The organism is Pseudomonas sp. GM30, assembly GCF_000282275.2.
Lineage (GTDB): Bacteria > Pseudomonadota > Gammaproteobacteria > Pseudomonadales > Pseudomonadaceae > Aquipseudomonas.
Map to the genome: position 1 here is coordinate 34,933 of NZ_AKJP02000001.1, position 19,379 is coordinate 54,311.

General features: G+C 60.3%; 17 protein-coding genes. 16 read left to right on the top strand and 1 reads right to left on the bottom strand.

The genetic code is table 11. From position 1 onward, the window contains the following. The first annotated feature begins 44 nt into the window (after positions 1-44). From PMI25_RS00155 to ispD, 14 genes are all read left to right on the top strand, one after another. Positions 45-548: an OmpH family outer membrane protein gene (locus PMI25_RS00155; RefSeq protein WP_003222140.1), complete on the top strand. Its 504-nt coding sequence runs from the start codon at positions 45-47 to the stop codon at positions 546-548. A 3-nt stretch (positions 549-551) separates the two neighbouring features. Further along, a complete protein-coding gene (gene lpxD, locus PMI25_RS00160) occupies positions 552-1,607 on the top strand; it encodes a UDP-3-O-(3-hydroxymyristoyl)glucosamine N-acyltransferase (RefSeq protein ID WP_007964276.1) in 1,056 nt (351 codons plus the stop codon). A 106-nt stretch (positions 1,608-1,713) separates the two neighbouring features. Beyond that, the gene (gene fabZ / locus PMI25_RS00165; RefSeq protein WP_003222142.1) at positions 1,714-2,154 is read left to right on the top strand and encodes a 3-hydroxyacyl-ACP dehydratase FabZ; all 441 of its coding nucleotides are present in this window, start codon (positions 1,714-1,716) and stop codon (positions 2,152-2,154) included. Beyond that, complete coding sequence (gene lpxA, locus PMI25_RS00170; protein ID WP_007964278.1) at positions 2,151-2,927, top strand: acyl-ACP--UDP-N-acetylglucosamine O-acyltransferase; 777 nt, start codon at positions 2,151-2,153, stop codon at positions 2,925-2,927. Before fabZ ends, lpxA begins: the two co-directional genes overlap by 4 nt. Before the next feature lie 2 nt (positions 2,928-2,929). Continuing rightward, on the top strand, positions 2,930-4,060 hold the full coding sequence (gene lpxB / locus PMI25_RS00175) for a lipid-A-disaccharide synthase (protein ID WP_007964281.1): 1,131 nt from the start codon (positions 2,930-2,932) through the stop codon (positions 4,058-4,060). An 8-nt stretch (positions 4,061-4,068) separates the two neighbouring features. Then, the gene (gene rnhB / locus PMI25_RS00180) at positions 4,069-4,695 is read left to right on the top strand and encodes a ribonuclease HII (protein ID WP_007964282.1); all 627 of its coding nucleotides are present in this window, start codon (positions 4,069-4,071) and stop codon (positions 4,693-4,695) included. 76 nt (positions 4,696-4,771) lie between these two features. Then, the gene (gene dnaE, locus PMI25_RS00185; protein WP_007964283.1) at positions 4,772-8,293 is read left to right on the top strand and encodes a DNA polymerase III subunit alpha; all 3,522 of its coding nucleotides are present in this window, start codon (positions 4,772-4,774) and stop codon (positions 8,291-8,293) included. Between the two features lie 139 nt (positions 8,294-8,432). Continuing rightward, positions 8,433-9,380, top strand: a complete 948-nt coding sequence (locus tag PMI25_RS00190) for an acetyl-CoA carboxylase carboxyltransferase subunit alpha (RefSeq protein WP_007964285.1) — start codon at positions 8,433-8,435, stop codon at positions 9,378-9,380. Between the two features lie 132 nt (positions 9,381-9,512). After that, positions 9,513-10,841 carry a tRNA lysidine(34) synthetase TilS gene (gene tilS, locus PMI25_RS00195; protein WP_007964287.1) on the top strand — a complete coding sequence of 443 codons (1,329 nt, stop codon included), beginning with the start codon at positions 9,513-9,515 and terminating at the stop codon, positions 10,839-10,841. A 274-nt stretch (positions 10,842-11,115) separates the two neighbouring features. After that, a complete protein-coding gene (locus PMI25_RS00200) occupies positions 11,116-12,747 on the top strand; it encodes a CTP synthase (protein WP_003222153.1) in 1,632 nt (543 codons plus the stop codon). Between the two features lie 4 nt (positions 12,748-12,751). Further along, the gene (gene kdsA / locus PMI25_RS00205) at positions 12,752-13,597 is read left to right on the top strand and encodes a 3-deoxy-8-phosphooctulonate synthase (protein ID WP_007964290.1); all 846 of its coding nucleotides are present in this window, start codon (positions 12,752-12,754) and stop codon (positions 13,595-13,597) included. Positions 13,598-13,753: 156 nt separating this feature from the next. Further along, positions 13,754-15,043 (top strand): phosphopyruvate hydratase, encoded by a 1,290-nt coding sequence (gene eno / locus PMI25_RS00210; protein WP_007964291.1) that lies wholly within the window; start codon positions 13,754-13,756, stop codon positions 15,041-15,043. A 171-nt stretch (positions 15,044-15,214) separates the two neighbouring features. Next, positions 15,215-15,493 carry a cell division protein FtsB gene (ftsB, locus tag PMI25_RS00215; protein ID WP_007964293.1) on the top strand — a complete coding sequence of 93 codons (279 nt, stop codon included), beginning with the start codon at positions 15,215-15,217 and terminating at the stop codon, positions 15,491-15,493. After that, positions 15,490-16,197 carry a 2-C-methyl-D-erythritol 4-phosphate cytidylyltransferase gene (gene ispD / locus PMI25_RS00220; protein ID WP_007964294.1) on the top strand — a complete coding sequence of 236 codons (708 nt, stop codon included), beginning with the start codon at positions 15,490-15,492 and terminating at the stop codon, positions 16,195-16,197. The genes ftsB and ispD overlap by 4 nt, the downstream gene beginning before the upstream one ends. A gap of 143 nt (positions 16,198-16,340) precedes the next feature. Here the strand turns inward: ispD and PMI25_RS00225 are convergent, their stop codons facing one another. Further along, entirely contained in the window at positions 16,341-17,237 is an 897-nt protein-coding gene (locus PMI25_RS00225) for a LysR substrate-binding domain-containing protein (protein ID WP_007964295.1), read from the bottom strand. 115 nt (positions 17,238-17,352) lie between these two features. Between PMI25_RS00225 and PMI25_RS00230 the strand changes: the two genes are divergently transcribed. Together PMI25_RS00230 and fghA are read left to right on the top strand one after the other, a co-directional pair. Beyond that, complete coding sequence (locus tag PMI25_RS00230; RefSeq protein ID WP_007964296.1) at positions 17,353-18,465, top strand: S-(hydroxymethyl)glutathione dehydrogenase/class III alcohol dehydrogenase; 1,113 nt, start codon at positions 17,353-17,355, stop codon at positions 18,463-18,465. A 65-nt stretch (positions 18,466-18,530) separates the two neighbouring features. After that, the gene (gene fghA, locus PMI25_RS00235; RefSeq protein ID WP_007964298.1) at positions 18,531-19,376 is read left to right on the top strand and encodes an S-formylglutathione hydrolase; all 846 of its coding nucleotides are present in this window, start codon (positions 18,531-18,533) and stop codon (positions 19,374-19,376) included. The last annotated feature ends 3 nt before the right edge of the window (positions 19,377-19,379 follow it).

Below are 19,379 nucleotides of genomic sequence, written 5' to 3' on the forward strand. Positions count from 1 at the left end.
CGTCTGACCCAAGATAACGACAATGGATTTTGTAGGAGTGCATCGTGCGTAAGTTGACTCAATTGGTTCTCCTGGCCTCCGTACTGGTGGCAGGCCCGGCGTTCGCCGACATGAAAATCGCCGTTCTGAACTATCAGATGGCATTGCTGGAATCCGATGCGGCCAAGAAATACGCCGTGGATGCCGAAAAGAAGTTCGGTCCGCAGCTGACCAAACTCAAGACGCTGGAAAGCAGCGCCAAGGGCATTCAGGACCGTCTGATGGCCGGTGGCGACAAAATGCAGCAGGGCGAGCGTGAGCGTCTGGAGCTTGAATTCAAGCAAAAGGCCCGTGACTTCCAGTTCCAGTCCAAGGAGCTGAACGAAGCCAAGGCAGTTGCCGATCGCGAAATGCTCAAGCAACTGAAGCCGAAACTGGATAGCGCAGTGGAAGAAGTCATCAAGAAAGGTGGTTTTGACCTGGTGTTCGAGCGTGGCGCAGTGATCGATGTCAAACCTCAGTACGACATCACGCGCCAGGTTATCGAGCGCATGAATCAGCTGAAGTAACCCATGACCGTGACTATCAAGCTCGGCCAGTTGGCCGAGTTCCTCGGCGCCACCCTGCGTGGCGACCCCGAGACGCAAATTACTGGGCTAGCCACCTTGCAGGAGGCTGGCCCAGCTCAGTTGAGCTTTCTGGCAAATCCTCAATATCGCAAATACCTGGCAAGTTCCCAGGCGGCTGCGCTATTGCTCAAGGAAGCCGATGCCGAAGGTTTTGCCGGTAACGCGCTGGTGGTGCCGGATCCTTATCTGGCTTACGCCCGTATCTCTCACCTGTTCGATCCCAAACCGAAAGCCGCTGCGGGTGTTCATCCCACGGCGGTGATTGCGCCGGATGCGCTGGTTGATCCAAGCGCCAGCATTGGCCCGTTCGTGGTGATCGAGGCCGGTGCGCGCATCGGTGCGCAGGTCACCCTGGGCGCCCATTGCGTTATCGGTGCCCGCAGTGAAATCGGCGAGGGCGGCTGGCTCGCCCCGCGGGTCACGCTGTACCACGACGTGCGCATCGGCAAGCGTGTGGTGATCCAGTCCGGTGCCGTGCTTGGCGGTGAAGGCTTCGGCTTTGCCAACGAGAAAGGTATCTGGCAGAAGATCGCCCAGATCGGCGGCGTGACCATCGGCGACGATGTCGAGATCGGCGTGAACACCGCCATCGACCGTGGCGCGTTGGCAGACACCGTGATCGGCAACGGCGTGAAACTCGACAACCAGATCCAGATCGCACACAACGTTCAGGTCGGTGATCATACCGCCATGGCGGCGTGTGTCGGTATCTCCGGCAGCACCAAAATCGGCAAGCATTGCATGCTCGCCGGTGGTGTCGGCCTGGTTGGGCACATCGATATTTGCGACAACGTTTTCCTGACCGGGATGACCATGGTGACCCACTCGATTACCGAGCCAGGCGCCTATTCTTCCGGCACAGCCATGCAACCGGCGGCCGAGTGGCGCAAAAGCGCGGCCCGCATCCGTCAGCTCGATGACCTCGCGCGACGTTTGAAGCAGCTGGAAAAGCGCGTCGGGGAAGTGACCCCCGGCAGCAATGCTTCATCTGATGGCTGATACCATTTCCATATCAAGTGTGCACAGCCTCTAGACTGCCTCCTTGATTTGCTAGAGGAGTGCGCGTCAGTCGCGCTCCCAATCTTTACATAGGCTTCCCCCCGAAATGATGGACATCAACGAGATTCGCGAATACCTGCCTCACCGTTACCCGTTCCTGCTGGTGGACCGGGTGGTGGAACTGGACACTGAAGGCAAGCGCATTCGCGCCTACAAGAATGTCAGCATCAATGAGCCATTCTTCAACGGCCACTTCCCGGCGCACCCGATCATGCCGGGCGTACTGATCATCGAAGCGATGGCCCAGGCTGCCGGGATCCTCGGTTTCAAAATGCTCGACGTGAAACCGGCCGATGGCACCCTTTACTACTTCGTCGGTTCCGACAAGCTGCGTTTCCGTCAGCCGGTGCTGCCGGGTGACCAGTTGATCCTGGAAGCCAAGTTCATCAGCTGCAAGCGCCAGATCTGGAAATTCGAATGCCAGGCTTCGGTCGACGGCAAGCCAGTCTGCTCGGCTGAAATCATCTGTGCGGAACGCAAGCTATGAGTTTGATTGACCCTCGCGCAATCATCGATCCGTCGGCCGTTCTGGCTGACGGCGTCGAGGTCGGCCCGTGGTCGATCGTCGGCGCAGGTGTGGAAATCGGCGAGGGTACCGTGATCGGGCCGCATGTGGTCCTCAAAGGCCCGACCCGCATCGGCAAGCACAACCGCATCTACCAGTTTTCCTCGGTAGGCGAAGACACGCCGGATCTGAAGTACAAAGGCGAAGAAACCCGTCTGGTGATCGGTGATCACAACGTCATTCGCGAAGGCGTGACGATTCACCGGGGCACCGTTCAGGATCGTTCGGAAACCACCCTTGGCGATCACAACCTGATCATGGCCTATGCCCACATCGGACATGACAGCGTCATCGGCAACCACTGCATTCTGGTCAACAACACCGCGTTGGCCGGGCATGTACATGTTGACGACTGGGCGATCCTTTCCGGTTTCACCCTGGTGCATCAGTACTGCCACATCGGCGCCCACAGCTTTTCCGGCATGGGCACTGCCATCGGCAAGGACGTTCCGGCGTTCGTGACCGTGTTCGGCAACCCGGCCGAAGCGCGCAGCATGAACTTCGAAGGCATGCGTCGTCGGGGTTTCAGCGAAGACGCGATTCATGCGCTGCGTCGCGCTTACAAAACCGTGTATCGCCAGGGCCTGACCGTGGAGCAAGCGTTGGCCGAACTGGCCGAGCCTGCTGCGCAGTTCCCGGAAGTTGCGCTGTTTCGTGACTCGATCCAGTCGTCGACTCGCGGCATCACCCGCTGATCATGGCCAGTCTGCGTATTGCGCTGGTGGCGGGAGAGGCTTCCGGTGACATTCTGGGCGCCGGCCTCATGCGCGCCCTCAAGGCTCAACACCCGGCGGTCGAGTTCATCGGTGTCGGCGGTCCGTTGATGCAGGCCGAGGGCCTGACGTCTTACTTCCCCATGGAACGTCTGTCGGTGATGGGCCTGGTGGAAGTGCTCGGGCGGCTGCGCGAGTTGCTCAAGCGCCGCAAGGACCTGATCGCCACGTTGATTGCCGAGAAACCGGATGTGTTCATCGGCATCGACGCTCCCGATTTCAACCTCAACATCGAACTCAAGCTGCGTCAGGCCGGGATCAAGACCGTGCATTACGTCAGCCCTTCGGTGTGGGCGTGGCGCCAGAAGCGTGTGCTGAAGATTCGCGAAGGCTGCGATCTGATGCTCACCCTGTTGCCGTTCGAAGCAAAATTCTACGAAGAGAAGGGCGTGCCGGTGCGGTTCGTCGGTCACACGCTGGCCGATACCATTCCGCTGCAGGCTGATCGCGCCGCAGCGCGTGCCGAACTCGGCCTGCCTGACGGGCCGCTGGTGGCGTTGATGCCCGGCAGTCGCGGTGGCGAAGTTGGCCGTCTCGGTGCGCTGTTCCTGGATACAGCCGAGCGTCTGCGAGTCATGCGCCCGGGGCTGCGCTTCGTCATCCCGTGCGCCAATGCCGAGCGTCGCGCTCAGCTCGAAGAGTTGCTGGTTGGCCGCGACTTGCCGGTAACCCTGCTCGACGGCAAATCGCATCTGGCCCTGGCAGCGTGCAACGCAGTGCTGATTGCCTCCGGCACGGCGACGCTTGAAGCATTGCTGTACAAGCGACCAATGGTTGTTGCGTATCGCTTGGCGCCGCTGACGTTCTGGATTTTAAAGCGCATGGTCAAGAGCCCGTACGTGTCACTGCCGAATCTGTTGGCCCAACGGCTGTTGGTGCCGGAACTGTTGCAGGATGATGCGACGGTGGAGGCATTGGCCCAGACCTTGGCGCCGCTGATCGAAGGCGGCGAAGAGCAGACCCGAGGCTTCGACGAGATCCACCGTACACTGCGGCTGGATGCTTCCAATCAGGCGGCGGATGCCGTCCTCAACCTGATCGGGCAGAAACCATGAGCAAGACGATGCAGATGGGCCTGGATTTCACCCTGGTCGCCGAAGTCGAAGAGCTGGTGGCCGGTGTCGACGAAGTCGGTCGCGGCCCGTTGTGCGGCGCGGTGGTGACGGCGGCGGTGATCCTCGATCCGAACCGGCCGATCCTCGGTCTCAACGACTCGAAGAAACTCACCGAAGCCAGGCGCGAGAAGCTCTATGACGAGATCATCGAGAAATCCCTGAGCTGGTGCATTGCTCGCGCCGAAGTGGAGGAAATCGACGAGCTGAACATTTTGCATGCGACCATGCTCGCCATGCAGCGCGCGGTGGCCGGTCTGCATATTCAGCCGAAACTGGCGATGATCGACGGTAACCGCTGCCCGAAACTGCCGATGCGCGCCGAAGCGGTGGTGCAGGGTGACGGCAAGGTACCGGCCATCGCTGCCGCGTCGATTCTGGCCAAAGTCAGTCGCGATCGGGAAATGGCCGCGTTCGAATTGATCTACCCGGGTTATGGCATCGGCGGTCACAAAGGCTATCCGACGCCCGTTCATCTGGAAGCGCTGGCGCGGTTGGGGCCGACGCCGATTCACCGGCGCTCGTTCGCCCCGGTGCGTCAGGCTTACGAGGCGCTGGAAGGTCTGATGCAGGTTTAGTCGCAAGGCTGATGTTTTGTTCGAGGCCCGGTACAATCCGGGCCTTGTTGTCTCTATGTAACTGGACAGGATCACTATGCCGGCTTCATTCGTTCATCTACGCCTGCACACTGAATACTCCCTGGTCGACGGGCTGGTGCGGATCAAGCCACTGGTCAAGGCGCTGACCGGCATGAACATGCCGGCGGTGGCGGTCACCGATCAGAACAACATGTGTTCCCTGGTCAAGTTCTATAAAAACACCATGGGCGCCGGCATCAAGCCGATCTGCGGTGCCGACCTGTGGCTGTCGAACAAGGATCCGGACGGGCCATTGAGCCGGATCAGCCTGTTGGTGATGAACGCCAAGGGTTATCGCAATCTCACCGAGTTGATCTCGCGCGGCTTCATCGATGGTCAGCGCAACGGCATGATCATCATCGAGCGCGAATGGGTCGCTGAAGCCAACGAAGGCCTGATCATGCTGTCCGCCGCCAAGGAAGGCGAGATCGGCATGGCCATGATCAGTGGCAACCCGGACGAAGCCGAGACCCTGGCGCGCGAATGGATGGCGGTGTTCCCGGATCGTTTCTATCTGGAAATCCAGCGCACCAATCGTCCTAACGACGAAGAGCAACTGCACGGTGCCGTGGCCCTGGCCGACAAGCTCGGCGCGCCGCTGGTGGCGACCAACGATGTGCGCTTCATCAAGCAGGAAGACTTCGCTGCCCACGAAACCCGCGTGTGCATCGGTGAGGGCCGCGCCCTCGACGATCCGCGGCGTTCGAAGAATTACAGCGACCAGCAATACCTCAAAAGCGCCGAGGAAATGGCCGAGCTGTTCAGCGACATTCCCGACGCCATCGAAAACACCGTCGAGATCGCCAAGCGCTGCAACATCGAAGTGAAGCTGGGCACGCACTTCCTGCCCAACTTCCCGATCCCCGATGGCATGACCATCGACGAATATTTCCGCAAGGTGTCCTTCGAAGGTCTCGAAGAACGCCTCGCGGTGCTGCTGCCCAAGGACACCACCGAAGACTACGAAGCCAAGCGTCAGGTCTACGTCGATCGCTTGAATTTCGAGCTGGATATCATCATCCAGATGGGCTTCCCCGGTTACTTCCTGATCGTGATGGACTTTATCCAGTGGGCCAAGAACAACGGCGTGCCGGTCGGTCCTGGCCGGGGCTCGGGTGCCGGTTCGCTGGTGGCTTACGTGCAGAAGATCACTGACCTTGATCCGCTGGAATACGACCTGCTGTTCGAACGTTTCCTTAACCCGGAACGGGTCTCGATGCCCGACTTCGACGTCGACTTCTGCATGGACGGTCGTGACCGGGTGATCGACTACGTGGCCGAGAAGTACGGCCGCAACGCGGTGAGCCAGATCATCACCTTCGGTTCCATGGCCGCCAAGGCTGTGGTGCGCGACGTGGCGCGGGTGCAGGGCAAGTCCTACGGCCTCGCGGATCGCCTGTCGAAGATGATCCCGTTCGAAGTCGGCATGACCCTGGAAAAAGCCTACGAACAGGAAGAGATCCTGCGTGACTTCATCAAGGTCGATGAAGAAGCGGCGGAAATCTGGGAGATGGCGCGCAAGCTCGAGGGCGTGGTGCGGAACGTCGGCAAGCACGCCGGTGGTGTGGTGATCGCGCCGACCAAGCTGACCGACTTCTCGCCGATCTATTGCGACGAGGCCGGTGACGGTCTGGTAACCCAGTTCGACAAGGACGACGTGGAGGCCGCCGGTCTGGTGAAGTTCGACTTCCTCGGCCTGCGCACCCTGACGATCATCGACTGGGCGCTGAAAACCATCAACCGCGACCGCGCCAAGGTCGGCGAAGAGCCGCTGGACATCGCGTTTATCCCGCTGGACGACAAACCGACGTACAACCTGCTGCAGAAAGCCGAAACCACCGCGGTGTTCCAGCTTGAATCGCGCGGCATGAAAGAGCTGATCAAAAAGCTCAAGCCCGACTGCCTGGAAGACCTGATCGCACTGGTGGCGCTGTTCCGTCCGGGCCCGCTGCAGTCCGGCATGGTGGACGACTTCATCAACCGCAAGCACGGTCGCGCCGAACTGGCGTACCCGCACTCGGACTACCAGTACGAAGGCCTCAAGCCGGTATTGGCGCCGACGTACGGCATCATCCTGTACCAGGAACAGGTGATGCAGATCGCCCAAGTCATGGCCGGTTACACCCTCGGTGGTGCGGACATGCTGCGGCGAGCCATGGGCAAGAAAAAGCCCGAAGAAATGGCCAAGCAGCGCGGCGGCTTCATTGAAGGCTGCGCGACCAACAACATCGACGCCGACCTCGCCGGTAACATTTTCGACCTGGTGGAAAAATTCGCCGGTTACGGCTTCAACAAGTCCCACTCCGCCGCCTACGGCCTGGTGTCGTACCAGACTGCCTGGCTCAAGGCCCATTACCCGGCACCATTCATGGCCGCGGTACTCTCGGCGGATATGCACAACACCGACAAGGTCGTGACCTTGATCGAGGAAGTGCGCACCATGAAACTGCGCCTCGACGCGCCGGACGTGAACACTTCCGAGTTCAAGTTCACGGTGAACGACGACGGCCGCATTGTTTACGGCCTCGGCGCGATCAAGGGCGTCGGCGAAGGCCCGGTGGAAGCGATCACCGAGGCGCGTCAGGACGGCCCGTTCAAGGATCTGTTCGACTTCTGCGCCCGGGTCGACCTCAAACGCATCAACAAGCGCACGCTCGACGGTCTGATCCGCAGCGGCGCGCTGGATCGCCTCGGCCCGTACTTCCACGATGAGCAAAAGGCTTATCAGGCCAACATCGACCGCAACCGCGCGGTGCTGCTGGCGGCGATGGAGGAGGCGATCAAGGCCGCCGAACAGACTGCCCGCACCCACGACAGTGGTCATGCCGACCTGTTTGGCGGGCTGTTCGTCGAAGAAGATGCCGACGTCTACGCGACGCACCGCAAGGCCAAGGAACTGACCCTCAAGGAACGCCTCAAGGGTGAGAAAGACACCTTGGGCCTGTACCTGACCGGGCACCCGATCGACGAGTACGAGGGCGAGATTCGCCGTTTCGCCCGGCAGCGCATCATCGACCTGAAACCGGCCCGCGACACGCAAACCGTGGCCGGGATGATCATTGCCCTGCGGGTGATGAAGAACAAGAAGGGCGACAAGATGGGCTTCATCACCCTTGACGACCGCTCGGGGCGGATCGAAGCGTCGCTGTTTGCCGATGCGTTCCACTCCGCGCAGTCGCTGTTGCAGACCGACGCGATGGTGGTGGTTGAAGGCGAAGTCAGCAACGATGATTTCTCCGGCGGCCTGCGCCTGCGGGTCAAGCGGGTGATGAGCATGGAAGATGCGCGGACCAATCTGGCCGAAAGCCTGCGCCTGAAGTTGCACACTCAGGACTTGAAAGGCGATCAGCTACGCTGGTTGGGTGAACTGCTCAAGCGTCACCGCGGGGCATGCCCGATCACCATGGAGTACACCAGTCCCGATGCGAAGACCTTGCTGCAGTTTGGCGAGACCTGGCGAATCGACCCGGCGGATGCGTTGATTCAAGCCCTGCGTGACCAGTTCGGGCGAGACAACGTCTTCCTCCAATACCGTTGACCGGCAAGTGCCATGATTGCGCTTGCTCACAACCTGAATTTTTAATCTCGACCTCAGCGCGCCTGTCCCTTAAGGTAGGGCGCGAATAGACAACCGGCCGGCCCAAGCTCATTTGGGACACGACCCAAGACGGACGCCTATGAACCCGAATTTTCTAGATTTCGAACAGCCGATCGCCGACCTGCAAGCCAAGATCGAAGAGTTGCGCTTGGTCGGTAATGACAATTCGCTGAATATCGGCGATGAGATCTCCCGCCTGCAGGACAAGAGCCGCACGCTGACCGAAGACATCTTCGGCAAGCTGACCAGCTGGCAGATCGCACGCCTGGCGCGTCACCCGAAACGCCCGTACACCCTGGACTACATCGAGCACATCTTCACCGAGTTCGACGAACTGCACGGTGACCGTCACTTCTCCGACGACGCGGCCATTGTGGGCGGCGTGGCGCGTCTGGAAGACCAGCCGGTGATGATCATCGGCCACCAGAAGGGCCGCGAAGTGCGCGAGAAGGTACGCCGCAACTTCGGCATGCCGCGTCCGGAAGGCTACCGCAAGGCTTGCCGTCTGATGGAAATGGCCGAGCGCTTCAAGATGCCGATCCTGACCTTCATCGACACCCCGGGTGCCTACCCTGGTATTGACGCTGAAGAGCGTAACCAGAGCGAAGCGATTGCCTGGAACCTGCGCGTGATGTCGCGTCTGAAGACCCCGATCATCGCCACCGTCATCGGTGAAGGTGGTTCCGGCGGTGCCCTGGCGATCGGTGTCTGCGATCAGCTGAACATGCTGCAATATTCGACCTACGCGGTGATCTCGCCGGAAGGTTGCGCTTCGATTCTGTGGAAAACCGCCGAAAAAGCACCGGATGCCGCTGAAGCCATGGGCATCACCGCCGAGCGTCTGAAAGGCCTGGGCATCGTCGACAAGGTGATCGGCGAACCACTGGGCGGCGCCCACCGTGATCCGGCCGCTGCCGCTGCCTCGATCCGTGCCGAGCTGAGCTCGCAACTGGCGATGCTGAAGAAGTTCGACAACGACGCGCTGCTCAAGCGTCGTTACGATCGTCTGATGAGCTACGGTCTCTAAGTCGAAGCGCGATACCCATGTGGGAGCGAGCCTGCTCGCGAAAGCGGTATAACACTCGACGAATGAGTTGAATGTTAAACCGTCTTCGCGAGCAGGCTCGCTCCCACAGTTGTTTGGGGTGAAGAGAAAGGTATGGGTCAGTCCATGATTGATTTGCCCTCACAGCTTTTGCGCAACCTTGAGCCCTGGCGCAACGCCGCTCAGTGGCGCATCGCCTTCTCCGGTGGTCTGGATTCCACCGTCCTCCTGCATCTGCTTGCCCATCTCGCTAAACACCATTCCCTGCCAGCGCTCAGCGCCATCCATATCCATCACGGCCTTCAAGCTGCGGCCGATGCGTGGCCGGCGCATTGTCAGTCGGTCTGCGATGCGCTGGGTGTTCCTTTGCAAGTGATGCGGGTGACGGTGCAACCCGGTGCCAGTCTGGAGCGGGCGGCGCGGGAGGCGCGGTATGCGGTGTTCATGTCGCTGAACGAGGCGGGCGATGTGCTGCTGACTGGGCAGCATCGCGATGATCAGGCCGAAACCCTGCTGTTTCGCCTGATGCGCGGCGCCGGTGTTCGCGGTCTGTCGGCGATGCCGGCGCAGCGACCGTTGGGGCAGGGCACGTTGCTGCGGCCATTGCTCGACGTCACCCGTGCCGAACTTGAGGCTTACGCCCGCACGCACCAGTTGCGCTGGATCGAAGACCCGTCAAACGAAGATCGGCAGTTCTCCCGCAACTACCTGCGCCATCAGGTGCTGCCGTTGCTCACCGCGCGCTGGCCGCAGGCGCAGGCGAGCATGGCCCGCAGCGCGGCGCACCTGCGCGAGGCGCAAGGTTTGCTCGATGAGCTGGCGCAGCTCGATCTGGTGCAAGCCGCCACGCCGAGCGAGTTTTCATGGCTGGGCCTGCCGTCGCTGGAGCTGGCGCCGCTGACGAGTCTGTCCGCCGCTCGTCAGCGCAACGCAGTCAGCCACTGGCTCGAACCGCTGACCCGGTTGCCCGACACTGACCATTGGTCGGGTTGGGACGACCTGCGTGGTGCTGCCAACGATGCATCCCCGGTCTGGTGTCTGGCCGACGGTGAGCTGCATCGCAGCGCCGGCCGGGTATGGTGGTTGAGCGGAGGCTGGCTGCGAGCGCCAGCGGTCAGCGTCGAGTGGCATGACCCATCGACGCCGCTACGCCTGTCCAATAACGGCCTTGTCATGTTCAGCGGGCAGACTCCGGTCGGGCCATTGCGGATTGGCTATCGGCAGGGCGGCGAGGTGATGCACCTGGCGGAGCGCGGCCATCGCGATCTCAAGCGCCTGCTCAATGAACGCGCGGTGCCGGCCTTCGTCCGTGGCAGATTGCCGCTGCTGTTTCGCGACGCGCAATTGCTCGCCGTGGCGAACCTGCCGGGCCTTGACGGGCAGGAGCCGGACGGCTGGAAATTGCATTGGCAGCCAACAGACGAAGATCAAGGTTTGAGATGAAAGGGGCATTCCGGTAGACTACGCTCCCTTCTTGATACAACTTCTGTGGATTCGCCTGAATTGCAGGAGTTGCCGATTACCAAGCAGTCTTTGCTGGGCGATTCCAAAAAATGTGTAGCGAGCAACGTACCGGTGTTTCATCTGCCGGTCTGTCCCAACGCGGCGGTTTTTTTGAAAGGTGCACTGTGATTAATGCAGGTGATCGGGGGCTTCGGCCTTCCTTCGCTTTCCCCGGCGGCTCGTACCGCTTTAACGCAGACTTCTAGGGTTTTTCATGACGCGCTACATATTCGTCACGGGCGGTGTTGTTTCTTCATTGGGGAAAGGCATTGCCTCGGCTTCATTGGCGGCCATCCTGGAGGCGCGGGGGCTTAAGGTCACCATGCTTAAGCTGGATCCGTACATCAACGTCGACCCGGGCACCATGAGCCCGTTCCAGCACGGTGAAGTGTTCGTCACCCACGACGGCGCCGAGACCGACCTGGACCTGGGCCACTACGAGCGGTTCATCCGCACGACCATGACCCAGAACAACAACTTCACCACCGGCCGTGTCTACGAGCACGTGCTGCGCAAAGAGCGCCGTGGTGACTACCTGGGTGCAACCATCCAGGTGATTCCGCACATCACCGACGAAATCAAGCGTCGCATCATCAAGGGTGCCGGCGATGCCGACGTGGCCCTGGTGGAAATCGGCGGTACCGTTGGCGATATCGAATCGCAACCGTTCCTCGAAGCCATCCGTCAACTGCGTGTGGAAGTCGGTTCCAAGCGCGCGATGCTGATGCACCTGACGCTGGTTCCGTATATCGCCACTGCCGGCGAAACCAAGACCAAGCCAACCCAGCACTCGGTCAAAGAGCTGCGTTCGATCGGCCTGCAGCCAGACGTGCTGATCTGCCGCTCCGACCATCCGGTGGATGTGTCGTCGCGTCGCAAGATCGCGCTGTTCACCAACGTTGAAGAACGTGCGGTGATCTCCCTGGAAGACGTCGACACCATCTACAAGATCCCGGCCGTGCTGCACGCCCAGGGTCTGGACGATTTCGTCGTCGAGCGTTTCGGCCTGCAATGCAATGGCGCCGACTTGTCCGAATGGGAAAAGGTCGTTGATGCCAAGCTCAATCCAGAGCACGAAGTGACCATCGCGATGGTCGGCAAGTACATGGAACTGCTGGACGCCTACAAGTCGCTGATCGAAGCGATGAGTCACGCCGGCATCACCAACCGTACCAAGGTCAACCTGCGTTACATCGATTCCGAAGACATCGAGAACCAGGGCACTGCGCTGCTCGAAGGTGTCGACGCGATCCTCGTACCGGGCGGCTTCGGTCTGCGTGGCGTCGAAGGCAAGATCACTGCCGTTCAGTACGCTCGTGAAAACAAGGTTCCGTACCTGGGCATCTGCCTGGGCATGCAAGTGGCGGTTATCGAGTTCGCCCGTAACGTGCTGGGCTGGAAAGACGCCAACTCCACCGAGTTCGATCGCGCCAGCGGCCATCCGGTCGTGGGTCTGATCACCGAGTGGGAAGACGCCACCGGCGCGGTTGAAGTGCGCACCGAAGCGTCCGATCTGGGCGGCACCATGCGCCTCGGCGCTCAGGAATGCCTGCTCGAAGCCGGCTCCAAGGTGCACGATTGCTACGGCAAGGACGTGATCGTTGAACGTCACCGTCACCGCTACGAAGTGAACAACAACCTGCTGCCACAAATCATCGAAGCCGGCCTGAAAATCTCCGGTCGCTCCGCTGACGCCGCGCTGGTTGAAGTGGTCGAAGCACCGGATCATCCATGGTTCGTCGCTTGCCAGTTCCACCCGGAGTTCACCTCGACGCCACGTGACGGTCACCCGCTGTTCAGCGGTTTCGTAAAAGCTGCGTTGGCTCAACACCAGAAGAAGGCGTAACCCGATGGCACAGAAGATCATCCGCGTCGGCGACATCGAGATTGCCAACGACAAACCCATGGTGCTGTTCGGCGGCATGAACGTGCTGGAAAGCCGTGACATGGCCATGCAGGTTTGCGAAGAGTACGTGAAGGTCACCGAGAAACTCGGCATTCCTTACGTGTTCAAGGCCAGCTTCGACAAGGCCAACCGGTCTTCTGTGACCTCGTATCGCGGCCCTGGCCTGGAAGAAGGCATGCGCATCTTCCAGGACATCAAACAAGCCTTCGGCGTGCCGATCATCACCGACGTCCACGAGCCGGATCAGGCCGCGGTCGTCGCTGAAGTCTGCGACATCATTCAGCTGCCGGCCTTCCTGTCGCGCCAGACCGATCTGGTCGTGGCGATGGCCAAGACCAACGCTGTGATCAACATCAAGAAAGCCCAGTTCCTCGCGCCTCAGGAAATGAAACACATCCTGAACAAGTGCGTGGAAGCGGGTAACGATCAATTGATCCTCTGCGAGCGTGGTTCGAGCTTCGGCTACAACAACCTTGTGGTCGACATGCTCGGCTTCGGCATCATGAAGCAGTTCGAGTACCCGGTATTCTTCGACGTGACCCACGCGCTGCAAATGCCTGGCGGTCGTGCCGACTCCGCCGGCGGTCGCCGTGCGCAGGTTCTGGATCTGGCCAAGGCGGGCATGAGCCAGGCGCTGGCCGGTCTGTTCCTCGAAGCGCATCCGGATCCGGACAACGCCAAATGCGACGGCCCTTGCGCCTTGCGTCTGGACAAACTGGAGCCATTCCTGGCCCAGCTCAAAGCCCTGGACGAACTGGTGAAGAGTTTTCCGACGGTAGAAACCGCGTAAACCTCAATTCTCCGGTAAAGTACCGCACGATTTGTCGCACATGCCCTCGGGCATGTGCGTTGTCGTCTGCAAGCTGCCCGCTGCACCCCACTTGCCGACGGTCAAAAGATTTCCTCTAGCTGCGTCGTTTTCGTCAACTTTGGAGTGTTTACAACAATGGCAAAAATCGTCGACATCAAAGGTCGTGAAGTTCTCGACTCCCGTGGCAATCCCACCGTGGAAGCGGACGTGCTTCTCGACAACGGCATCATCGGCAGCGCCTGCGCGCCGTCCGGTGCATCCACTGGCTCGCGTGAAGCGCTCGAGCTGCGTGATGGCGACAAGAGCCGTTATCTGGGCAAAGGTGTGCTCAAGGCGGTAGCCAACATCAACGGTCCGATCCGCGATCTGCTGCTGGGCACTGACCCAAGCGACCAGAAAGCCCTCGACCACGCGATGATCAAGCTCGACGGTACTGAAAACAAGGCTACCCTGGGCGCCAACGCCATCCTCGCCGTGTCCCTGGCTGCGGCCAAGGCAGCTGCACAGGATCAGGATCTGCCGCTGTACGCCCACATCGCCAACCTGAACGGCACTCCGGGTGTGTACTCGATGCCGGTGCCGATGATGAACATCATCAACGGTGGCGAGCACGCCGATAACAACGTCGACATCCAGGAATTCATGGTGCAGCCGGTTGGCGCCAAGACCTTCTCGGAAGGTCTGCGCATGGGCACCGAGATTTTCCATCACCTCAAAGCTGTGCTGAAGGCTCGTGGCCTGAGCACTGCCGTTGGCGACGAAGGCGGTTTCGCACCGAATCTGGCGTCCAACGAAGACGCGTTGAAAGTCATCTCCGAAGCCGTGGCCAACGCCGGTTACAAGCTGGGCACCGACGTGACCCTGGCCCTGGACTGCGCAGCCAGCGAGTTCTTCGAAGACGGCAAGTACAACCTGTCCGGCGAAGGCCAGGTGTTCACCGCTGAAGGTTTCGCCGATTATCTGAAAGGCCTGACCGAACGTTATCCGATCATCTCGATCGAAGACGGTCTGGACGAGTCCGACTGGGCTGGCTGGAAGATCCTCACCGACAAGATCGGCGAGAAGACCCAACTGGTCGGCGACGACCTGTTCGTGACCAACACCAAGATCCTGAAAGAAGGCATCGATAAAAAGATCGCCAACTCGATCCTGATCAAGTTCAACCAGATCGGCACCCTGACCGAAACCCTGGAAGCCATCCAGATGGCCAAGGCTGCCGGTTACACCGCGGTGATCTCGCACCGTTCGGGCGAAACCGAAGATTCGACCATCGCCGACCTGGCTGTGGGCACTTCGGCTGGCCAGATCAAGACCGGTTCGCTGTGCCGTTCCGACCGCGTTTCCAAGTACAACCAACTGCTGCGTATCGAAGAGCAGTTGAATGGCAAGGCCAAGTACAACGGTCGCAGCGAGTTTCGCGGCTGAGCAGTAAATGATAGAAAGACACCGGATTGTGTCGGAAAAGTCGTGACAGCGATGGATTTGCCACTAATCTGATGCCTTATATGCACAAGCCTGGATCTTCCAGGCTTCGTGCTATCAGACGTTTCAAAGTTTTCGCGTGGCTGTCTTTTTTCACTGGATACCTGATATTCGATGCGCAGTCCTTACTGGTTGTTTCTCGTTTTGCTCTTGCTGCTGGCCGGTCTGCAGTACCGCCTGTGGGTGGGCAATGGCAGTCTGGCGCAGGTCGCCGAGCTGAAGCAGCAGATTGCTGATCAGCACGCCGAGAACGAAGGCCTGCTGGAGCGCAATCGGGTGATGGACGCTGAAGTCAGCGAATTGAAGAAAGGCATGGAGACTGTTGAAGAGCGGGCTCGCCATGAGCTGGGCATGGTCAAGGACGGTGAAACCCTTTACCAGCTCGCGCAATGATCGATTCCCTGCCGGCCTTTTGGGCCGTGATTCCTGCCGCGGGCGTCGGTGCCCGAATGGCCGCGGACCGTCCCAAGCAATACCTGCAACTGGGCGGGCGCACAATTCTCGAACACAGCCTCGGCTGTTTCCTTGATCACCCACGCCTCAAAGGGCTGGTGGTCAGTCTTGCTGTTGATGATCCTTACTGGCCGAACCTGGCCTGCGCCAGCGACTTGCGGATTCAGCGCGTCGAGGGCGGCGCGGAGCGTTCCGGGTCGGTGCTCAATGCCTTGCTGCATCTACACGCGCAAGGTGCCGACGATGAGGACTGGGTGCTGGTGCACGATGCGGCCCGGCCTAACCTGAGTCGCGATGATCTCGACAAGTTGCTGGCGGAACTGGCGGATGACCCGGTAGGCGGCTTGCTGGCAGTGCCGGCCCGCGACACACTCAAACGGGTCGACAAGCAGGGTCGGGTGCTCGAAACCGTGGATCGCAGCGTGATCTGGCAAGCTTATACGCCGCAGATGTTCCGCCTCGGTGCGCTGCACCGTGCCTTGGCGGACAGTCTGGTGGCAGATGCCGTGATTACCGATGAAGCCTCGGCGATGGAGTGGGCCGGTCTGGCGCCGCGCCTGATCGAAGGGCGCGCGGACAACCTCAAGGTCACCCGGCCGGAGGATCTGGAGTGGTTGCGTCAGCGTTGGGCTAACCGTCGCTGAGTGCTGTATTGCCTGTTCTGCCGCCTTCGCGAGCAAGCTCGCTCCCACATTTGATTCGCGCCTGACACCCAATCTGCATCCGCTGCAGATCCCCTGTGGGAGCGAGCTTGCTCGCGAAGGCGATAGTTCAGGCAATCCATCTCTCAGCCCCGATACTCCGGCCGCTCGGCCAATCCTTCCTTCAAAAAATCCACCAGCTTGCGCACCTTCGGCGACAGATGCCGCTGCTGCGGATACAACGCCCACACCGCCGTATTCGGCGGCTGATGCGCCTCCAGCAGCGAAATCAGCGCACCACTGTGCAAATGCTCCAGCACGTAATAGTCCGGCAACTGACACAGGCCGACCCCTTGTAGCGCCGCATCCAGCACTGCTTGCCCACTGTTGCAGCGCCAGTTTCCCTGCACGCGCTGGGAAAATTCCCGGCCGTTCTGTTCCAGTTGCCACAGATCCGAACTGCCGATCAGGCAATTGTGCCGGCTCAGTTCCGACAAGCTGTGTGGGCGGCCATACCGTTCCACGTAGGAAGGAGACGCGCACAAGTACATCCGACGCGGCGCCAGGCGGGTGGCGACCAATCGAGAATCCTGCAATCGGCCCAGACGGATCGCCAGATCCAGTCCCTCATGCACCAGATCGAGTTGGCGGTTACTCAGCTCGATATCAACGCGCAGTTGCGGGTATTGCCCCATGAACCGCGTCACCAGCGGCACGATAAACCGCTCGCCATAGGCCACGGCGCAGGTCATGCGCAGCATGCCTTTCGGTTCGCTGGTCAGGTCGCCGACCGCGCGCAAAGCTTCTTCGCGACCGTCCTGCAGGCGCTGGCAATGCTGCAGAAAGGTCTGACCGGCTTCGGTCAGGGTCACACGACGGGTGCTGCGGTAGAGCAGGCGCGTCTGTAATCGATCCTCCAGCCGTACGATTTGTCGACTGATGTGTGAGGAAGAAACGCCAAGGCGTTCGGCCGCAGCGGTGAATTGGCTGCATTCGGCGACGGCGACGAACTCATCAATACCTTCCCAGCGGTTTTCGGACATTTGATTATCCCTGTACAGCAATAATATTTTGCATTTGTCCGGATTATTAATCAGTTGGCGCTGAACTACACTGCCGGTCTGGTTTTTTATTCATTGGATTCACTGGAGAGTCAGCATGATCAAGTCGCGCGCCGCCGTTGCCTTCGAGGCCAAGAAGCCGCTGGAAATCGTAGAAGTCGATGTGGCCATGCCCAAGGCCGGTGAAGTGTTGCTGCGCGTGGTGGCTTCCGGGGTTTGCCACACCGATGCCTACACCCTGTCCGGTGCGGATCCGGAAGGCATCTTCCCGTCGATCCTTGGCCACGAAGGTGGCGCGATTGTCGAAGCCATCGGCGAGGGCGTCACCTCGGTCGCCGTCGGTGACCACGTGATTCCTCTGTACACCCCGGAATGCGGCCAGTGCAAATTCTGCAAGTCGGGCAAGACCAACCTGTGCCAGGCGATTCGCGCTACTCAGGGCAAAGGCCTGATGCCGGACGGCACTTCGCGCTTTTCTTACAAGGGCGAGACGATTTTCCACTACATGGGTACGTCGACCTTCTCCGAGTACACCGTGCTGCCAGAAATCTCCGTAGCGAAAATCGCCAAGGATGCGCCGCTGGAAAAGGTCTGCCTGCTCGGTTGCGGCGTGACCACCGGGATCGGTGCGGTGATCAACACCGCCAAGGTCAAACCCGGTGACACCGTGGCGATCTTCGGTCTGGGTGGCATCGGTCTCTCGGCAGTCATCGGTGCAGTGAAAGCCAAGGCTTCGCGAATCATTGCCATCGACATCAACCCGGCCAAGTTCGAGATCGCCAAGCAACTGGGCGCCACCGATTGCGTGAACCCGAAAGACTTTGATCGTCCGATCCAGGAAGTCATCGTCGACATGACTGACGGCGGTGTCGACTTCTCCTTCGAATGCATCGGCAACGTGCAATTGATGCGCGCTGCGCTGGAATGCTGCCACAAGGGCTGGGGCGAATCCGTGATCATCGGCGTGGCCGGTGCCGGCCAGGAAATCGCCACCCGTCCGTTCCAGTTGGTGACCGGGCGCGTCTGGCGTGGTTCGGCGTTCGGCGGCGTGCGTGGCCGTACCGAGCTGCCAAGCTACGTCGACATGGCGCAAAGCGGCGAGATCCCGTTGGATACCTTCATCACCCACACCATGGGTCTGGAAGATATCAACAAGGCCTTCGACCTGATGCACGAAGGCAAGAGCATCCGTACCGTCATTCATTTCTGATCAATCGCGATGCCACGGCGACAGACGTTGAAAGGTTGTCGCCGGGGCCGCGTAGGAGTCTTTACATGAGTCTGGAAAATATCTCCTGTCAGAAAAGTTTCGGCGGCTGGCACAAGCGCTATCGCCACCGTTCCGACGTGCTCGGCTGCGACATGGTGTTTGCCGTGTACCTGCCGCCGCAAGCGGAGCAGGGTGGCAAGCTGCCGGTGCTGTACTGGCTGTCCGGTCTGACCTGTACCGACGAGAACTTCATGCAGAAGGCCGGGGCGATGCGCATGGCCGCCGAACTCGGTCTGATCATCGTCGCGCCGGACACCAGTCCGCGCGGCCCGGATGTGCCGGGTGATCCAGATGGCGCCTGGGATTTCGGTCTCGGTGCCGGGTTCTACCTCAATGCCACTCAGGAACCTTGGTCGCGCCACTATCGGATGCATGACTATGTCGTGCAGGAATTGCCTGCACTGGTTGAAGCGCATTTCCCGGCGTCGGACAAACGCAGTATCAGCGGCCATTCCATGGGCGGTCACGGTGCGCTGATCTGTGCGCTGCGCAATCCGGGGCGTTACCGGTCGGTGTCAGCGTTTTCGCCGATCAACAATCCAATGGATTGCCCGTGGGGGCAGAAAGCGTTCTCCCGATACCTGGGCGAAGATCGCTCCAAGTGGAAAGAATGGGATGCCTGCGCGCTGATCGCGGAAGCCGACGAGAAACTGCCGTTGCTGGTCGATCAGGGGGATCGCGATGACTTCCTCGCCACGCAGCTCAAACCCGAAGCCCTGCAACAAGCGGCAAAACAAGCGGGTCATCCGCTGACGCTGCGCCTGCAACCGGGCTACGACCACAGCTATTTCTTCATCTCAAGCTTCATTGACGACCACTTGCAGCATCACGCACAAGCCCTGCGCGGTTAATGC

Excerpts from the sequence above, each read along its gene's own strand:
- eno (WP_007964291.1), top strand. The coding sequence starts at position 13,754 with ATGGCAAAAATCGTCGACATCAAAGGTCGTGAAGTTCTCGACTCCCGT.
- kdsA (WP_007964290.1), top strand. The coding sequence starts at position 12,752 with ATGGCACAGAAGATCATCCGCGTCGGCGACATCGAGATTGCCAACGAC.
- ftsB (WP_007964293.1), top strand. The coding sequence starts at position 15,215 with ATGCGCAGTCCTTACTGGTTGTTTCTCGTTTTGCTCTTGCTGCTGGCC.
- lpxA (WP_007964278.1), top strand. The coding sequence starts at position 2,151 with ATGAGTTTGATTGACCCTCGCGCAATCATCGATCCGTCGGCCGTTCTG.
- lpxD (WP_007964276.1), top strand. The coding sequence starts at position 552 with ATGACCGTGACTATCAAGCTCGGCCAGTTGGCCGAGTTCCTCGGCGCC.
- fghA (WP_007964298.1), top strand. The coding sequence starts at position 18,531 with ATGAGTCTGGAAAATATCTCCTGTCAGAAAAGTTTCGGCGGCTGGCAC.
- PMI25_RS00225 (WP_007964295.1), bottom strand. The coding sequence starts at position 17,237 with ATGTCCGAAAACCGCTGGGAAGGTATTGATGAGTTCGTCGCCGTCGCC.
- PMI25_RS00190 (WP_007964285.1), top strand. The coding sequence starts at position 8,433 with ATGAACCCGAATTTTCTAGATTTCGAACAGCCGATCGCCGACCTGCAA.
- fabZ (WP_003222142.1), top strand. The coding sequence starts at position 1,714 with ATGATGGACATCAACGAGATTCGCGAATACCTGCCTCACCGTTACCCG.
- tilS (WP_007964287.1), top strand. The coding sequence starts at position 9,513 with ATGGGTCAGTCCATGATTGATTTGCCCTCACAGCTTTTGCGCAACCTT.
- dnaE (WP_007964283.1), top strand. The coding sequence starts at position 4,772 with ATGCCGGCTTCATTCGTTCATCTACGCCTGCACACTGAATACTCCCTG.
- ispD (WP_007964294.1), top strand. The coding sequence starts at position 15,490 with ATGATCGATTCCCTGCCGGCCTTTTGGGCCGTGATTCCTGCCGCGGGC.
- rnhB (WP_007964282.1), top strand. The coding sequence starts at position 4,069 with ATGCAGATGGGCCTGGATTTCACCCTGGTCGCCGAAGTCGAAGAGCTG.
- PMI25_RS00200 (WP_003222153.1), top strand. The coding sequence starts at position 11,116 with ATGACGCGCTACATATTCGTCACGGGCGGTGTTGTTTCTTCATTGGGG.
- PMI25_RS00230 (WP_007964296.1), top strand. The coding sequence starts at position 17,353 with ATGATCAAGTCGCGCGCCGCCGTTGCCTTCGAGGCCAAGAAGCCGCTG.
- lpxB (WP_007964281.1), top strand. The coding sequence starts at position 2,930 with ATGGCCAGTCTGCGTATTGCGCTGGTGGCGGGAGAGGCTTCCGGTGAC.